Here is a 15,697-nt window from a genome sequence, read left to right on the forward strand (position 1 = left end):
GATGCAGAATGCTTACGCCGCCTTGGTTTTTGCCTTGCGGGTCAGATGCACCACGACATTCTCGATCATCCGCATGCCGGCGTCCTGGCCGAGCGTCATGATCGATTCCGGGTGGAACTGAACGGCGGCCACCGGTTCCTTGGCGTGTTCGATGCCCATGATCGTGCCGTCTTCGCTTTCTGCGGTGATGATGAAATCACGCGGAAGCGTGGCGGGATCGGCGAAGATCGAGTGGTAACGGCCGACGGTTACTTCCTTGCCGAGACCGGAGAAGACCAGGCCCGGCTCCAGCACGCGGATGCGCGAGGGCTTGCCGTGCATCGGCACCGCAAGCTGGCGAAGCTCGCCACCATAGGCTTCCGCCAGTGCCTGAAGACCGAGGCAGACGCCGAAGATCGGCAGATCGCGGGCGCGGGCGGCCTTGATCGTCGCCTTGCAGTCGAAATCCGTCGGGTTGCCTGGGCCGGGCGAAAGCACGACGAGATCCGGCTGGAAACGATCGAACACATCAGCTGCGACCGGCGATCTGACGGTGGAAACCGTGGCGCCCGTCTGGCGGAAATAATTCGCCAGCGTATGCACGAAACTGTCTTCGTGATCGACCAGCAGGATCTTGACGCCGGTGCCCACCTTGGCCGCATCGCGCTTGGTGGCGGCGGAGTTGGTGCCTTTCGCGTCACGAATGGCGGCGATCATGGCGGATGCCTTCAGTTCGGTTTCGGCTTCCTCTTCCTGCGGGTTGGAATCGTTGAGCAGCGTCGCACCCGCGCGCACCTCGGCGATGCCGTCCTTGATGCGGATGGTGCGCAGCGTCAGGCCGGTATTCATGTCGCCATTGAAGCCCACCATGCCGATCGCGCCGCCATACCAGGCGCGCGGGCTCTTTTCGTGGCCTTCGATGAAGCGCATGGCCCACAGCTTTGGCGCACCTGTCACCGTTACCGCCCATGCGTGGCTGAGGAAGCCGTCGAAGGCGTCCATATCGTCGCGAAGACGGCCCTCGATGTGATCGACCGTGTGGATGAGGCGCGAATACATCTCGATCTGGCGGCGGCCGATGACCTTCACCGAGCCCGGCTCGCAGACGCGGCTCTTGTCGTTGCGGTCCACATCCGAACACATGGTCAGCTCGGACTCATCCTTTTTCGAGTTGAGCAGTTTCAGGATCTGCTCGCTATCGGCAATCGGATCGTCACCGCGCTTGATGGTGCCTGATATCGGGCAGGTCTCGATGCGGCGGCCGGAGACGCGCACGAACATTTCCGGCGATGCGCCGACCAGATATTCCTGATGGCCGAGATTGATGAAGAAGGAATAGGGCGACGGATTGATCGCCTTCAGGCGGCGGGAAATCGCCGACGGATTGCTTTCGCAGCGTTCCATGAACTTCTGGCCGGGAACGACCTCGAACAGATCGCCGCGCCGGAAGCTTTCCTTGGCCTTCACCACCAGCTCGGAATATTCGCCGGGACGGTGATCGCCCTTCGGCGGGATCGTATCGGTGGTCTTGAAGGGATCGGGCGTAATGTCGGAGGCCTTACCGTCCGTCGTCACGCTGTCCTTCTCGAAATCGTAGCGGTCGATCCAGGCCTTGGCGGAATAGTGGTCAACGACAAGGATTTCGTCCGGCAGGTACAGCACCATGTCGCGCTGGTCTTCCGGCCGGGAAAGCGACAGCTTGATCGCGTCGAACTGGAAGGCGAGATCGTAACCGAAGGCGCCGAACAGGCCGATGGCCGAATCCGCATTCGAATAGAACAGGTCGACGATAGCGCGCAGCGCCGTGAAGACGGTCGGGATTTTCGAGCGTTCTTCTTCGGTGAAGACGCGGTCCGGCTCGTTGACCGTTAGGTCGAGACGGCGGACGGAGGATGCGCCGAGCGTAAGATCGGGCGTCGCCTTCAGCTTTTCGGTGATGAAGTCGAGCAGCACTTCGCCGCGGCCATTATAGGCTTCGATCCACATCTGGCGGCCGAAGCAGGAAATGCCGAGCGGCGGGTCGATGATGGCCGTATCCCAGCGCGTGTAACGGCCCGGATATTCATAGTTGGACGAGAAAACCGCACCGCGATGGGCATCGAGCTTTTCGATGTAATTGTCGATGGCGCTGGCATAATCGGCGGCGCGACGCTTTCGGCTGACCTTGATGCCGCCTTTCGTCTCGTAGGTTTCCGCTCCGTCATCCTGAATGATCGTTACCATTTCTTTCGTACTTCCCGTTGTTCAGGCCCGATGACAGGCGGCAGAATAACAAAAAAGCCGCCTGAAAATTCGGGCGGCTTGGACTTTGTCTGAAGACATGACTGGTCAAGGCCGCGTGAAGCTACCCCACCACCAGTTAGCAATGTTCTTAGACACGATGTTCATGGCAAAATTGTTAGCCTGCACAATTCGCCTTGGCAAGGGGATTCCGGCGACGGAATGAACCTTACCGGCGCGAGTTGCGTTCCTGCCCTGCCGAAACAGTCAGGAGTGCCCCGCAAAATGCTTCATCGCCTGTGTCTTCTGATGATGAGCCTCGCATTCATTTCCGCCTCCGAACCGCCGCGTCAGGTGCCGGTGCCACAGCCAAAACCGGACGAGCGACAAACGCCCGCCGACACGGAAAAGCCCGATGGCAAAGGCGCGCAAACGCCGGACGAGACACCGAAGCCGATCCCCAAGCCGCAATCGCCGCAAGAAGACAAATCCGAAGGGAAGCCTGTTCCGGACGGGCAGGGTTCCGAGGACAAGAAGAAAGACGACAAGGAAAAAAAGGACGATGAGACCGGGGCACCGGCTGGCGAGACGGCCAAGCCGGAGAAGAAACAGCCGGAGCCGGTGAGGCCGGAAGACCCGGCAGCGCTTCAGGCGTGTCTTGGCGCATTGAAGGACATCGGTGCGGAGTTCAAACAGCTCGAACCGATCCGCGACGAGGAGCAGGGGTGCGGCATCGAGGCTCCCATCGAGCTTTCCGTGGTGCTGCCGGGCATCAAGCTTGAACCATCAGGCACCATGCGCTGCGAGACGGCCCTTGCGCTTTCCCGCTGGACAAAGGAGATGATGCTGCCGGCGGCGGCCCTCGCCTTGCCGGAGAGAAAGGTGACGGCAATTGCCAGTGCCTCGACCTATATCTGCCGCAACCGCAACAGCGCCGAAAACGGCAAGATCTCCGAACATGCCAGAGGCAATGCCGTGGATATTTCCACCATCGCCTTCGACAAGGGCGAGCCGCTGGTGATGAAGCCGCGCGGCGAGGACGGAACAGCGGAAGGTGCCTTCCAGCGAACGATTACGGCTGCCGCCTGCCTGTTCTTCCGCACCGTTCTCTCACCCGGCAGCGACGCCACCCATCAGGATCACCTGCATCTCGACGTGCTGGAGCGAAAGGGCGGTTATCTCTACTGCCGCTGATAAAAAAGGGCGACCCGAAGGCCGCCCCGACTGGAGATGATGTTCCGACCCGGCTTAGAATTTCTGGGTCAGAGAGATTTTAAAGCTGCGGCCTGCTTCCGTATAGAAGTCGACCGGCTGGTTGACGGTGCTGACGGCGTTGGGGTTAACGTCGCGAACACCGACGGCATTCCAGTATTGCTTGTCGAACAGGTTATAGACGCCGGCCTGAATGCGCAGGCCCTTGGTCTGTTCCGGTTCCCACCAGCCGGTCAGGTTGAAGATGCCGTAGCCGGGTGCGTCGTAGGTCGTGGCCACCTTGTCGTCACGCATATGCGAGGAGAAGATGCCGGTAAATTCCGTACCCCATGTCTCCTGGGCGTAACCGACGCCGAGGACGGATTTGAACGGCGCCACCGTGCGGATGAATTCGTTGCTGTCCGTGTCCTTGCCATAGGCATAAGCGAGTGACGCGTGGGCGAAGAAGCCGTTTGCGAGTTCCTTGCGAACCTTGGCTTCCACACCGGAGATCTCGACGTTGGCGCGGTTGCGATAGGTGAAGAGCGATCCGTTGCCCCTGCCGCCGAAGCCGGGGAAGAGCGTCGTCGAGGTCGTATATTGCTCGATGAAGTTCTTGTACTTGTTGTGGAACAGCGTCAGGCTTCCCGTGAGATCGCCGGAGGCGTAGTTCGCGCCGATTTCGAAGCCGTTGCTGGTTTCGGGATTGAGGGCGGAGTTGCCGACCACGGCATAACCGGAGCTGATATTCGAGAAGTTCAGGTATAGTTCGTTGATCGTCGGCGCGCGGTAAGCCATCGACCATTGAGCGAAGAGCTGCAACTCCGGTGTCACGTCGTATGTAGCGAGCAGTTTCGGCGAGAAGCGCGAGCCGCTATTACCGCTCGGCAGGCCGAAAGTGTTGTAACCGCCGTTGCTGGATACCGAGCCGTCCGGATCGTAATCGTAGGAATCGAAGCGCAGGCCGGGGGTCAGGCGGAAACCGTTCCCAAACGCGATTTCGTCATCGAGATAGAGGCCGAGGCTCTTGCCGCTCACGTCAGGCATGTCCGATTGCGACGATGAGGTCACTCCTCCCGTATTGGCGTAAAGCTCCTGGCTGAAGTCGGTTGTCATGGCGTTGCCGCCGAAGCGGACCGTATGCTGCACGCCGCCAAGTTCGAAGCCGGACTCGAGGCCGCCGACGATGCCGAAAGCGCTGTTGCGCATGCTGTCTTCGCGAATATAGAGCGAATTGTTGGTCAGCCGGTCGCCAGCGCCGGATTCCTTGGTAAGGCGCGTCCAGTAGAGCGACAGATTGGCAGCATCGATCAGGCCGTCGGTTGAAGGCGCTTCATATTCGTAGTCAAGCGATACGCGTTCGCGTTCCGTATCCTCATAGCCCCTGTAATCGCCGATCCGGTAGGTCGATCCCGAAACGCTGACGCCCTGCAGGGTCCGCATATCGCTGCGGTCTCTGAGCGAAAAACGCTCCGCCGTCAGGCCGATGCGATGGCCACCCTCCAGATCCTGACGGATCTTGAACATCAGGTTGCTCTCGTAGGTGTCGGCCGGGTTGGGCTTGGTGCGGCGCGTGCCGTAGATATCGGCCGTTCCCTTGTTGTCCGCCTCGTTGCCGCGCTTGTAAGACCCCTGGAACAGGACCGAAGTGTTTTCGATCTTTTTGGCGACCGCGAGCGATCCACCAACGCTTCTGTCCTCGCTGTCATAGGTGGTTTTCGCAACCCCGCCCCAGTCCCTGCCTTCGCCGATCAGATCTTCCGGCTCGAGCGTCCGCAAAACGAGCGCGCCGCCGAGAGCGCCGGAGCCGATGCGGCTGGAATCTGCGCCGCGTACCACGTCAACCGTGGAGAGCGACGAAAAATCGAAGGTCGAATTCGTATCGCTCAGGGTCGTCGTGGCCTGGCCCTGGCGGGCGAAATTGTTGAAGTAGGGAACAGGGATATTGTCGATCAGGGTTACGACGCGTGCGCCACCGAGGCCGCGAATGAACAGGCCGCCGGGTCTGCCGGGTTTGGCATCCACATAATCGACGCCCGGCTCGGTGGAGTTTCCGAGGTCCTTGATACTGCCGATATCCTTCTTGCGGATGTCTTCCGCCGTTGTCTGGCTTGCAAGCGGCGTGTCGGCGACGGCGTTCGCGCTTTTCACGCGCTTGCCCTTGACCACGATCTTCTCGAGCGTGGTGGTGCCGTTCGTCTGCGACGCCGCGTCCTGCGAGTGGGCAGGCCCGGCAAAGGGCAGAAGAGACATGGCAGTGCACAAAAGCAGCGCGGAATGCGTGCGCGAGATGGACATTGAATACCCCCGGTAAACGCGCGGAGAAACCACGGCGCGCAAAAACGCGCCGCGCTTGCTGTCGCGGCTGAAACTGTTTTGATGTGTTACGGACGAGCCGATCAGTGAGCACTAAAAAACATGATGATAACTGTCAACATATTATATATGACTTTTATCATCATGTTTTAAAGCGTAAAAGTACGTGGCAAAAATGTGACGCTCTGTCAGGCTGGACCAAAGTAATGGATAGGGCCAAAAACGCCCCGGTTCGGCCAAAGTCCCGACATTGCCGCTTGCTAGGATATTCGCAGCCAGTTTACATGGCGAAAGAAAGCATACCCTGACAATAGACAGAAAATTAAACGGATACGGAAATGAAGTCTCTTGAACTGCTCGTAGAGCGGATCATTCTCTCCAGCCGCTGGCTGCTCGTCGTCTTTTATCTCGGGCTCGTCGCGGCACTGGCGGTCTATGCGTTTTCCTTCGCGCTCAAGTTCCTGAAGGTCGCGAAAAACGTTTTCAACTACGATGAATCAGACATGATCCTCGCCATGCTCGGGCTGATCGATGCGGCGCTGGTCGCCAGCCTCATCGTCATGGTGATGATCTCCGGCTACGAGAATTTCGTCAGCCGCTTCGACGAGGCGGATGACGAGGTTTCGTTCCTGGGCAAGCTCGACTCGGGCAGCCTGAAAATCAAGGTTGCATCGTCGATCGTGGCGATTTCATCGATCCACCTGCTGCAGATATTTCTCAACGCCAGTCAGTATACGGATAGCCAGCTGATGTGGTTCACCATCATTCACCTGGCTTTTGTCGTTTCGGCGGTCATGCTCGGTTTTCTGGAAAAATTGATGGCGAAGCCGAAGGACAAGTCTGAAAAACAGGTGCTTTAACCAAGGTAGTTCACCCGATATGAAGCTCGTAACCGTGTTTGCCCATGCCGTTTGTATTTCGCTCCGGGCTCAAGCACGCCGGCCCGGCGGCGGCACCTGAATGTCGACGACGGAGCGCCAGGACAGGCTTTGCCGGAACCTTTCGGTTGCCACCGACAGGCAGCAATGGCTGGCGGCGCTACAAGACGTGATGCAGGCGTTCGGTTATTCCCATGTGACATTGCTGAAGTTGCCGGGCGGCCGCTCCAGCTATGCCCAGCCGACGATTGTGGAAAGCAGCCTGCCGATCTGGGTCGTGAACGCGATGACCAGGGATGGTGCGCTCGGCGACTGTCCCGTTATCAAGCGCGGCGCCTCATCGATGATGCCGCAATATTGGTCGCTCGACGACGCGGAGCTTGCCTGTGAGACGCTGGCGGATGCAGGAGCCTCGCTGAGCAGCATAGGTATTACCTCCGGTCTCATGGTGCCGGTAAACGGCATGAACGGAAACCGGCATCTGATGAATTTCGCCGGCGATCGCGATGCCTTGCCGCAATCGTCGCTGAACGAACTGGGCATGATCGCGCTGCATGCCCTGGAGGCCTATGACCGCCTTTCTTACGCCGGCTCCAAGGGCCCGTCGCCTCTGACGAAACGGGAACTCGACGTGGTGCGCTGGACCGCGCAGGGAAAGACGTCGGTGGAGATCGCCGAGCTTCTGTCCATCTCGGAACATACCGTCAATGCCTACATGAACAACGCCATGCGCAAGCTCGATTGCGTCAACCGCGCGCAACTGGTGGCCAAGACCATTCGCCTGCGCCTGATAGACTGAACCGGCCGCAGGGCCGGCGCCATTACCGGTCGAGAACGGAACGGAGTTCGACGAGGTTCGAGCGAACCCGCAAAACGTAAAATCCCATGGTGGCGAGGTGCGAGGGCATGATCCAGCCGCTTTCCTCACCGTTGGAGATGATCGCCGGCTGGATGCGCAGCGCCGCGCGGGTCTGCCCCAGGGTGTCGTTCCAGAGATTGGTCAAGTTGCGTTCGCGAATGACCTGCGCGAAATCCGATCCGGCTGCGGAAAGCACGCCGTAATAGCCATAGAGCTGGCCATAGGCGAACCAGAAACGGTCGTCGGCGCGGGTGTCGAACCAGCCGCCATTATAGTTCTCCGAACGCTCGCGCAGAATTGCCGAGGTCGAGCCGATATCGCCGGCGATGCGGTCGATGAACTGGATCAGGTTGTCGGCGCGGGTGTCGAAAACGGCCTTGCAGGCGGTCAGTTCGCCGTTAAAGGCCTGGAAACTGCGGATGGCGGCGCGGTAATAGCTGGGTGTCGGCGTCTTGGGGCCGAAGGGGTCGAGGCCGAAGTACCAGGAATATTCGCTGAATTGCATGTTCCCGCGCGCTTCCTGAAGATTGTTGTTGATACCCGAGGTTCCACGAACGCGGCCGAGCGTATCCACCAGTTCCACCGAGGTACGGCGCACCGCCTGGTTCACGCCGCGCTGGAAGGACGCCTTGTTGTCCAGAAACGGCGTGCTGTCCCAGTCCATGCCGAAGAGGCCGAGACGGTAGAGCAGCATGGAGGAAATCCATGCGTTCTGATTGACGTTGAAATCGGTGAGGTCGGCGGCGGCATCGACGATGGCCGAGCGCTGGCAAACCGGCGCGGATGTGTTTGCGGCGGCCCCGGTTGCGCCGGCGGCCGCAGTCGTGGTCGCGGTCGGCAATTCCTGTCCGGGCGGCACGGTGCGTTCGGCAAGCTTGTAACGGGAAATGTAATCCGCGTCGAAATTCGTCCAGACCTGCGTCTGCCAGACGAAATATCCGTAGAAGGCGACGAGAAAGATGAGCACCAGAGCGATCGGACCCTTGATGATCCAGTTGCGGCCGCGATACCAGCCGTGGGCGGCCATGAAAGGCCACAGGAGCCATGCGACGACAAGACTGGCGGCCTTGCCGATGGCGTTGAAGGCTGCCTGAATCAAAGCGGTTATCCGGTCGATCATGTCGTCATAGTCTCCTCTGCCCGTGGGGCTGGACGCCGGAACAAACCCGTGGTCTGGCCGGGTGCCTTACGGCGCTTCGTAAAAAACCGCGGTCATTCACTGTCTCCAGATATGTCCCGCTCAATCGGGATACAACATGATTGCGAAACTTTTCTCAACCTGCGGTCCGCACCGGCTGTTCCGGCGTCCCGGACTGTGCATGGAACAGGCACTGACGCAGAACCGCCGGGACAGACGATTACAGGCCGAGTTTGGCGATTTCGGCGTCCAGCCGCTCGCGCGCCTTTTTCGGCAGCTTGCCGTTCTTTACGGCATCCAGATTGGCCGGCGCCGCATCACCCACGACGACGAGCGCGACCATGCCCATGCCGAGATGCGGCGGGCATTTGACGACGTAGGCGCCTTCCTTCTCGACCGTAACCTTCAGCGTCTCGTTCATCTTGCCCTTGAAATCGGCGGCGCCCTCGGGGAGCATTTCCTTGACGGCTGCCGCATCGTGACCCTTGTCGACGGGCACGAAGGAAATGACGTCGCCGACGGCCGCCCTGACGGTTGCCGGTTCGAAGACCATCATCTGGCCGTCACTGCCCTTGTTGAGCATCTTCACTTCGATTTCGGCGGACAGGGCGGGAAAGGCAAAGAGGCTGGCTGCGATGGCGAGGCCGGCGATTGTGGCGGTTTTGTCGTGCATATCTTTTGCTCCTGCGAGAAAGCACATCCACGCGAATGTGCCTGCATGGTCTTAGCGCAGGAGCAGGCAAGCTATCCTTGCGAAAAATCAAATGCGGCAACCGGACGCAGCCGGGCAATTGTCTCGTCAGTCGCCCTTGACCATTTCGACCCAGTGGCGGCGGCAGAAGGAAACGTATTTTTCATTGCCGCCGACGTCGATCTGCGCGCCCTCCTTCACGACATTGCCTTCATTGTCGAAACGGGCGACCATCGTCGCCTTGCGGCCGCAATGGCAGATGGTGCGGATTTCGCGAAGCTCGTCGGCGATGGCGAGCAGTTCTTTGGAGGCCGGGAAGAGCTTGCCCTGAAAATCCGTGCGCAGGCCATAGGCCATGACCGGAATATTCAGGCGGTCGGCAATGTCGGCAAGCTGCCAGACGTGGTGCTCGGACAGGAAGTTGGCTTCATCGATGAAAACACAGGCGACGGGCGCTTCGGCATGCAAGGCCGATACTTCGGCGAAAACATCGGTGCTTTCGTCGAAGGTCCGCGCGTCGGAAGACAGGCCGATGCGTGAGGCGACCCGGCCAAAGCCCGCCCGATTATCGAAGGCGGCCGTGAAGATCAGCGTGCGCATGCCGCGCTCCTGATAATTATAGGATGCCTGCAGCAACATGGTCGACTTGCCGGCGTTCATCGCCGCATAATTGAAATAGAGTTTTGCCATCATCCACTCCCGGAGCGCCTTCGCGTCCTTCGGACGCTTCGCAAGGATGCGCCCGCCTTATTTGATCGGCGCATCGGTCTTGCAAAACCGCTTCCGGTTCCTGCGCCGATGCTGCGGCCTTTGCGTCTTTTGACGGTGAAGGAGAGAGTTGAAAAGTGCTGCGACGGGAAAAACACAGATTTCCGCATCCTGTCACGGTCCATACCGCGCGGTAAAAGCCGGATATTTTCATCATTGTGTCGCAAACGGCGGGCCAAAGCACGCAAACGCACGCGAGTTGATTGTGTCCGGCAGATATTGATAATGGCAAGGGAACGAAAAAAGGGAGCAAGCGATGTTTGCAAATAGAAGTCGCTGTCTGGTTTTGGCCGCAGCAATCTCCGTCATGACGTTCAATGCGGCCAGCGCCGCCGAGCCGGCAAGTTGCGGCAAGGTGCGTTTCTCCGACGTGGGCTGGACCGACATCACCGCCACGACGGCCACCGCCACAGTGTTGCTGAAGAGCCTCGGTTACGAAACCGACGTCAAGCTTCTTTCGGTGCCAGTTACCTATACATCGCTGAAAAACAAGGACATCGATGTCTTCCTTGGCAACTGGATGCCGACAATGGAAGGCGACCTCGCGCCTTACCGCGACGACAAGTCGGTTGAAACCCTGCGTGCAAACCTGACCGGTGCGAAATATACACTGGCGACCAATGCCAAGGGCGCCGAACTCGGCATCAAGGACTTCAAGGATATCGCGGCCCATAGCGACGATCTCGGCGGCAAGATCTACGGCATCGAACCCGGCAATGACGGCAACCGCCTGATCCTCGACATGGTAGCGAAGGACACCTTCGGGCTGAAGAGTTTCGAAGTGGTCGAGTCTTCCGAGCAGGGCATGCTGTCGCAGGTCGCCCGCGCGGGGAAATCCGGCGAACCGATCGTCTTCCTTGGCTGGGAACCGCATCCCATGAATGCGAATTTCAAGCTGACCTATCTGACCGGCGGCGACGAGGTCTTCGGCCCCAATCTCGGCGGCGCGACGATCTACACCAATGTCCGCAAGGGTTACACCGAGGAATGCCCGAATGTCGGCGTTCTTCTCAAGAACCTGGAATTTACCCTGCCCATGGAAAACGAAATCATGGGCAAGATCCTGAATGACGGCATGGAAGGCGAGGCGGCCGCGACCGCCTGGCTGAAGGCCAACCCGGCTGCGATCGAGCCCTGGCTCGCCAACGTCAAGACCAAGGACGGCACTGACGCCTTGCCCGCCGCCAAGAAGGCGCTGGGCCTCTAAACCGCAAACAGTGCATGACTGCACCCGGCCTGTCGTTGGCAGACCGGGTGCAGCGGAAATTTACGATGCCCCGCATGCCCCGGTCAGCGAATTTTTCTCGCATCCGGGTCGCGCGCCATCCCGGTGTCCGGCAATTCCTTGCCGGCCGTCGTTTCTGCATCAGCGGCATTTGCGGTGAAACGGGATCACCGTGAATGCTTCATCTCCTTGTTTTTTTGCAATTCCGGACCCCAAACCGCTACGCATTTTTACTGGAATTGCTCTCGTTCACGAAAGGTCTTGTCTTACCGTGGAATGGCTCAGCGCTCCTGAAAACCGCCTGCCCGTCGGCCGATATGCCAAGGAGGCCATCGACTGGCTGACCGGCAATCTTGCTTTTTTCTTCGATTGGCTTTCCTTCATTTTCCAAAGCGTCATCAACGCCCTACTTTATGTTTTGCAGGCGCCGCATCCGCTGATCATCGTCGCGATCCTGACGGCTCTTTCGGCCTGGACGCGCCGCTCCGTCGGCATGCCCGTCTTCACGGCGCTCGGTCTCCTGTTCATCATCAATCTGGGGTACTGGAAGGCGACCACGGAAACGCTGGCGCTTGTTCTCGCCTCCAGCGCGGTGTGCATGATCATCGGCATACCGCTTGGAATATTGGCGGCACGGCGCAGGTGGATCTATGCCGGCATGCGCCCGGTGCTGGATCTGATGCAGACGATCCCGACTTTCGTTTATCTCATTCCGGCGCTGGTGCTTTTCGGCCTCGGCATGGTTCCGGGGCTGATCGCCACCGTCATTTTCGCCATTCCAGCGCCCGTGCGCCTGACGCGCCTCGGCATCGTCTCGACGCCGCCGGCGCTGGTGGAGGCGGCCATTGCCTTCGGTGCGACGCCGTCGCAGGTTTTGCGCAAGGTGGAGCTTCCCTTCGCCGCGCCGCAGATCATGGCGGGTCTCACCCAGACGATCATGCTTTCGCTGTCGATGGTGGTCATTTCCGCCCTCGTCGGCGCAAATGGCCTCGGTGTGCCGGTGGTGCGCGCATTGAATACCGTCAACATCGCCATGGGCTTCGAAGCGGGGTTGTGCATCGTCATCCTGGCGATCGTTCTCGACCGGCTTTTCCGCCTTCCCGGCACGGAGCATGATCTATGAGTGACGCAATCATCTTCGGAAATGTCGATATCGTCTTCGGCGACCGGCCTGACGCTGCGCTGGCGCTGATCGACAAGGGCAGCACGCGCGACGAGATCAACGAGCAGACCGGACTGGTCCTCGGCGTTGCGAATGCCTCGCTGTCGGTCAATGAGGGCGAGATACTCGTGCTCATGGGGCTTTCCGGCTCCGGCAAGTCGACGCTGCTCAGGGCCGTCAATGGTCTGGCGCCCGTGGTGCGCGGCAATGTCAGCGTGAAGACGGCGACCGGATTTGTCGATCCCTATCGGGCGACGGCGAAATCGCTGCGCGACCTGCGCATGCACACGGTTTCGATGGTCTTCCAGCAATTCGGCCTTTTGCCCTGGCGCAACGTGGCCGACAATGTCGGTTTCGGACTGGAGCTTTCCGGCACCCCGGAAGTCGAGCGCAAGCGCATGGTGGCCGAGCAGCTGGAGCTGGTAAACCTGTCCGCCTGGGCCGACCGCAAGGTGGGAGAGCTTTCCGGTGGCATGCAGCAGCGCGTGGGGCTGGCACGGGCTTTCGCCACCGGCGCGCCGATTCTTTTGATGGACGAGCCGTTCTCCGCGCTCGACCCCCTCATCAGAAGCCGCCTTCAGGACGAACTTCTGGAGTTCCAGAGCCGGCTGAAGAAAACCATTCTCTTCGTCAGTCACGATCTGGACGAGGCGTTCCGCATCGGCAACCGCATCGCCATGATGGAAGGCGGACGCATCATCCAGTGCGGCACGCCACAGCAGATCGTCAAACAGCCGGCCACGCAATATGTTGCGGATTTCGTGCAGAACATGAATCCGATCTCCATGCTGACGGCCGCCGACGTGATGAAGCAGGGCGTGGACGAACGGAACGGCCGGTTAACGGTTGCCGCCACCGCCCGTCCGTCATCGCCGCTGATCGACATCCTAGATGCGCTTGCGAAACATTCCGGCGCGATCGGCATCGTCGAGAATGGCGCGATTATAGGCACTATTTCCGCAGATGAAATCGTGACCGGACTGACACGCCACCGAAAAAGATAAGAAACGCCCGAATTAGAAAACGAAAGGCCTTCCTCTCCGGAAGGCCTTTTCACATGAGTTTTAGCTGGAAGTCATGGCTGGTATAATAAAAAAGAATATTCTTATTATTATAAGTTATGCATTAAAATAATTACGTATAAAAATTATATTGCAAACTTAGAAAAAATTGCGCAAGGTTAAACTAGATTCTGTACCTCCCTGCGAAATTTAAGGTGGCGGAAGATTACGGTCATCGAGCCGGACATTGAAAAGCGAAATTTTGGTGCTCAATTTTTGATTGTTTATTTGTGAGAATACTCCTGCGAATACATGAGTTTATTGCGGAAATGATAAAAAACAGGCAGAAAGCTGAAAAATTGATCAAGGTGTCTTAAGCTAATGATCAATGAAGAATAGTCTTTGAAAGGGCCACGATATAAGCAAGATTTAGGTATATACAACGTAGCAACAGAATTATAAAAACACCTTTTTAGAACACCTATAATAGCCACCATGACCGTCTTTCCGACTGTCATCAGGAGACTTGAGCGTATGGATAACCAATCTCTGTCGGAACATAGCATCGCCGCTGCAGACTTGCTGTCAGCGATGGCGAATCCCAAGCGCCTGATGATCTTGTGCACGCTGGTGGATACGGAAGTGCCGGTCGGTGTTCTCGCCTCCCAAGTTGGTCTCAGCCAGTCCGCGCTCTCGCAGCATCTTTCGAAATTGCGTGCCCAGCGGCTGGTGAAGACACGAAGGGATGCACAGACCATCTATTATTCCAGCAATTCCGAATCCGTCAAAAAGATCCTCGCTTCTCTCGAGGAAATTTATTGCCAGGTGCAGAAGAGCAGCAAGACCGCCGCCTGATCCCACGGCCCCCCCACAGGCCCGGCGGTACCATTCCATTAAAACCGGCGCACGACGCCGGTTTTTCTTTGTCCGGTGCCTTGCCGATATCTGTTCCGGCAAAGGCGCATGGGCTCGGTTTCAGGGCGATGACGCGGCCTGCATCTGCTGCTTGAGCCGACTTGCCGCAGCCGCATATCCGCCATCGGCGCCATCCACGAAATGCATATGGTCCTTCGAGAGCGGGGAGGGCACGATACAGGTCATCAATGCGGCGTCCTGCTCGTGCAGACCGAAATAACAGGTTTTGGAGGCACGACCCAATTCCAGCCGCACGCGGATCTTTTCGAGCCTCCCGGCATCGATATCCACCGTCATCTTCAGGCCGTCGTCGAATTTCCTGAAATCGGTGTTGCTGGCGACTGCGCGCCGGTAGCGCTCGGCATTGAAGCGTCCGAGCGACAATCCCGTTATGCCGAGAAGAGTGATGAGCAGGCTTTCGCCGAGGATGCGCAGGGAACGGCGCATTTTGCCCCAGCTGTCGCGATATGCTGCGCCGGCCCGGGCTTCGAGACCAAGCCCTTCCTGCACGAAGCCGAGTTGCGGTCCATCCTCCGGCACGGGGTGGCCGTGTCTTGTGTCCTGCGCAGCCAGATCGACGAGATCGATGACGAGCTGGCGGAATGCCGGCATATCCCGCGAAGGTCCCGGCACGGCGATGATCGACACTACCTTGCCGTGGGTTGTGGGAATGGGGTTCCAACGGCACGACAGGCCAGTCAGATCCGGCCGCCCGCCTGTCGCGACTGCGGGCAGGGCGTATTGCCCCTCCTTCATCCGCGCTTCCGCCCAGCTGTTGCCGCCGCCAGAAAACATGGCGTAGGAAACATCCTCGCTCGCCTGAAAGCGCGCGACGCGAATATCGAAGCCGTTCTCGCGGATGTCCTCTATCGGAACCAGCGCCACGCGCATCGACAGGTCGAGATCATCCTTTACCCAGCACTGCACGTTCGAAAGGGCGACGCCCGCAAGAGGCAGTCCGCCTGGCGGCACGGCGACGGCGGCGCCATCGCCACCGAACACGAAGGGCAAATCGTGACGCCCGAGACTGTTCGATATGCCTGATATGACCGCAGCGCCCGCCATGTTGACGGCCTTGTATCTGCCGGCCCCGATCGCCCCCGTCGAATCGACGATATCGGCGATGGCCAGCCCCCATCCCGGCGGCAGGGCGCGATAGAGCGCCGGGTCGGCCACATCCTCAAAATGCCGGAAGACGGGCAGGCCCGTCAGAAACTCGTCGTCTGCTGTGTTCATGCCCGCTATTATCCTCCAGCGGCACCCAAACGCCAAGCATTTACGCCGTATCTTCGCCGGTTGAGATGAATGCAATCATCGCCAGCCTGACGGTTGATTTACCGGGAATAGACCTTAT

General features: G+C 59.1%; 13 protein-coding genes. 7 read left to right on the plus strand and 6 right to left on the minus strand.

Annotated elements, in window-relative coordinates; all coding sequences use genetic code 11:
• Positions 1 to 12: 12 nt before the first annotated feature.
• Positions 13 to 2,202 (minus strand): anthranilate synthase, encoded by a 2,190-nt coding sequence (locus QSK43_RS21420; protein WP_332305177.1) that lies wholly within the window; start codon positions 2,200 to 2,202, stop codon positions 13 to 15.
• A 282-nt stretch (positions 2,203 to 2,484) separates the two neighbouring features.
• On the opposite strand from QSK43_RS21420, the gene QSK43_RS21425 reads away from it, so the two are divergent.
• On the plus strand, positions 2,485 to 3,393 hold the full coding sequence (locus QSK43_RS21425) for an extensin-like domain-containing protein (protein ID WP_332305178.1): 909 nt from the start codon (positions 2,485 to 2,487) through the stop codon (positions 3,391 to 3,393).
• A gap of 54 nt (positions 3,394 to 3,447) precedes the next feature.
• On the opposite strand, the gene QSK43_RS21430 is transcribed toward QSK43_RS21425, so the two are convergent.
• Positions 3,448 to 5,688, minus strand: coding sequence for a TonB-dependent hemoglobin/transferrin/lactoferrin family receptor (locus QSK43_RS21430; protein WP_332305179.1), 2,241 nt, complete (start codon positions 5,686 to 5,688; stop codon positions 3,448 to 3,450).
• A 356-nt stretch (positions 5,689 to 6,044) separates the two neighbouring features.
• Here QSK43_RS21430 and QSK43_RS21435 point away from each other — a divergent pair, with 356 nt between their 5' ends.
• Together QSK43_RS21435 and QSK43_RS21440 are read left to right on the plus strand one after the other, a co-directional pair.
• Positions 6,045 to 6,566: a TIGR00645 family protein gene (locus QSK43_RS21435; RefSeq protein ID WP_332305180.1), complete on the plus strand. Its 522-nt coding sequence runs from the start codon at positions 6,045 to 6,047 to the stop codon at positions 6,564 to 6,566.
• A gap of 100 nt (positions 6,567 to 6,666) precedes the next feature.
• Positions 6,667 to 7,383, plus strand: a complete 717-nt coding sequence (locus tag QSK43_RS21440) for a helix-turn-helix transcriptional regulator (protein WP_332305181.1) — start codon at positions 6,667 to 6,669, stop codon at positions 7,381 to 7,383.
• 22 nt (positions 7,384 to 7,405) lie between these two features.
• Here QSK43_RS21440 and QSK43_RS21445 read toward each other — a convergent pair whose 3' ends face one another.
• From QSK43_RS21445 to QSK43_RS21455, 3 genes are all read right to left on the minus strand, one after another.
• Positions 7,406 to 8,563 carry a DUF2333 family protein gene (locus tag QSK43_RS21445; RefSeq protein WP_332305182.1) on the minus strand — a complete coding sequence of 386 codons (1,158 nt, stop codon included), beginning with the start codon at positions 8,561 to 8,563 and terminating at the stop codon, positions 7,406 to 7,408.
• Between the two features lie 238 nt (positions 8,564 to 8,801).
• On the minus strand, positions 8,802 to 9,254 hold the full coding sequence (locus tag QSK43_RS21450) for a pseudoazurin (protein ID WP_045019125.1): 453 nt from the start codon (positions 9,252 to 9,254) through the stop codon (positions 8,802 to 8,804).
• Between the two features lie 126 nt (positions 9,255 to 9,380).
• Positions 9,381 to 9,962, minus strand: coding sequence for a thymidine kinase (locus QSK43_RS21455; protein ID WP_332305183.1), 582 nt, complete (start codon positions 9,960 to 9,962; stop codon positions 9,381 to 9,383).
• A gap of 334 nt (positions 9,963 to 10,296) precedes the next feature.
• Here QSK43_RS21455 and QSK43_RS21460 point away from each other — a divergent pair, with 334 nt between their 5' ends.
• The 4 genes from QSK43_RS21460 (at position 10,297) to QSK43_RS21475 (ending at position 14,283) form a co-directional block, all read left to right on the plus strand.
• Positions 10,297 to 11,247 carry a choline ABC transporter substrate-binding protein gene (locus QSK43_RS21460; RefSeq protein ID WP_045019123.1) on the plus strand — a complete coding sequence of 317 codons (951 nt, stop codon included), beginning with the start codon at positions 10,297 to 10,299 and terminating at the stop codon, positions 11,245 to 11,247.
• Between the two features lie 289 nt (positions 11,248 to 11,536).
• Positions 11,537 to 12,388 (plus strand): choline ABC transporter permease subunit, encoded by an 852-nt coding sequence (gene choW / locus QSK43_RS21465; protein WP_045019121.1) that lies wholly within the window; start codon positions 11,537 to 11,539, stop codon positions 12,386 to 12,388.
• Entirely contained in the window at positions 12,385 to 13,431 is a 1,047-nt protein-coding gene (choV, locus tag QSK43_RS21470; RefSeq protein WP_045019119.1) for a choline ABC transporter ATP-binding protein, read from the plus strand. The genes choW and choV overlap by 4 nt, the downstream gene beginning before the upstream one ends.
• A 531-nt stretch (positions 13,432 to 13,962) precedes the next feature.
• Entirely contained in the window at positions 13,963 to 14,283 is a 321-nt protein-coding gene (locus QSK43_RS21475; protein ID WP_045019117.1) for an ArsR/SmtB family transcription factor, read from the plus strand.
• Positions 14,284 to 14,403: 120 nt separating this feature from the next.
• On the opposite strand, the gene QSK43_RS21480 is transcribed toward QSK43_RS21475, so the two are convergent.
• Positions 14,404 to 15,579, minus strand: coding sequence for a DUF3095 domain-containing protein (locus QSK43_RS21480; RefSeq protein WP_332305184.1), 1,176 nt, complete (start codon positions 15,577 to 15,579; stop codon positions 14,404 to 14,406).
• Positions 15,580 to 15,697: the final 118 nt, after the last annotated feature.

This window comes from Rhizobium sp. GR12, assembly GCF_036596185.1.
Taxonomy (GTDB): Bacteria; Pseudomonadota; Alphaproteobacteria; order Rhizobiales; family Rhizobiaceae; genus Agrobacterium; species Agrobacterium nepotum.

Excerpts from the sequence above, each read along its gene's own strand:
- QSK43_RS21420 (WP_332305177.1), bottom strand. The coding sequence starts at position 2,202 with ATGGTAACGATCATTCAGGATGACGGAGCGGAAACCTACGAGACGAAA.
- QSK43_RS21425 (WP_332305178.1), top strand. The coding sequence starts at position 2,485 with ATGCTTCATCGCCTGTGTCTTCTGATGATGAGCCTCGCATTCATTTCC.
- QSK43_RS21430 (WP_332305179.1), bottom strand. The coding sequence starts at position 5,688 with ATGTCCATCTCGCGCACGCATTCCGCGCTGCTTTTGTGCACTGCCATG.
- QSK43_RS21435 (WP_332305180.1), top strand. The coding sequence starts at position 6,045 with ATGAAGTCTCTTGAACTGCTCGTAGAGCGGATCATTCTCTCCAGCCGC.
- QSK43_RS21440 (WP_332305181.1), top strand. The coding sequence starts at position 6,667 with ATGTCGACGACGGAGCGCCAGGACAGGCTTTGCCGGAACCTTTCGGTT.
- QSK43_RS21445 (WP_332305182.1), bottom strand. The coding sequence starts at position 8,563 with ATGATCGACCGGATAACCGCTTTGATTCAGGCAGCCTTCAACGCCATC.
- QSK43_RS21450 (WP_045019125.1), bottom strand. The coding sequence starts at position 9,254 with ATGCACGACAAAACCGCCACAATCGCCGGCCTCGCCATCGCAGCCAGC.
- QSK43_RS21455 (WP_332305183.1), bottom strand. The coding sequence starts at position 9,962 with ATGGCAAAACTCTATTTCAATTATGCGGCGATGAACGCCGGCAAGTCG.
- QSK43_RS21460 (WP_045019123.1), top strand. The coding sequence starts at position 10,297 with ATGTTTGCAAATAGAAGTCGCTGTCTGGTTTTGGCCGCAGCAATCTCC.
- choV (WP_045019119.1), top strand. The coding sequence starts at position 12,385 with ATGAGTGACGCAATCATCTTCGGAAATGTCGATATCGTCTTCGGCGAC.
- QSK43_RS21475 (WP_045019117.1), top strand. The coding sequence starts at position 13,963 with ATGGATAACCAATCTCTGTCGGAACATAGCATCGCCGCTGCAGACTTG.
- QSK43_RS21480 (WP_332305184.1), bottom strand. The coding sequence starts at position 15,579 with ATGAACACAGCAGACGACGAGTTTCTGACGGGCCTGCCCGTCTTCCGG.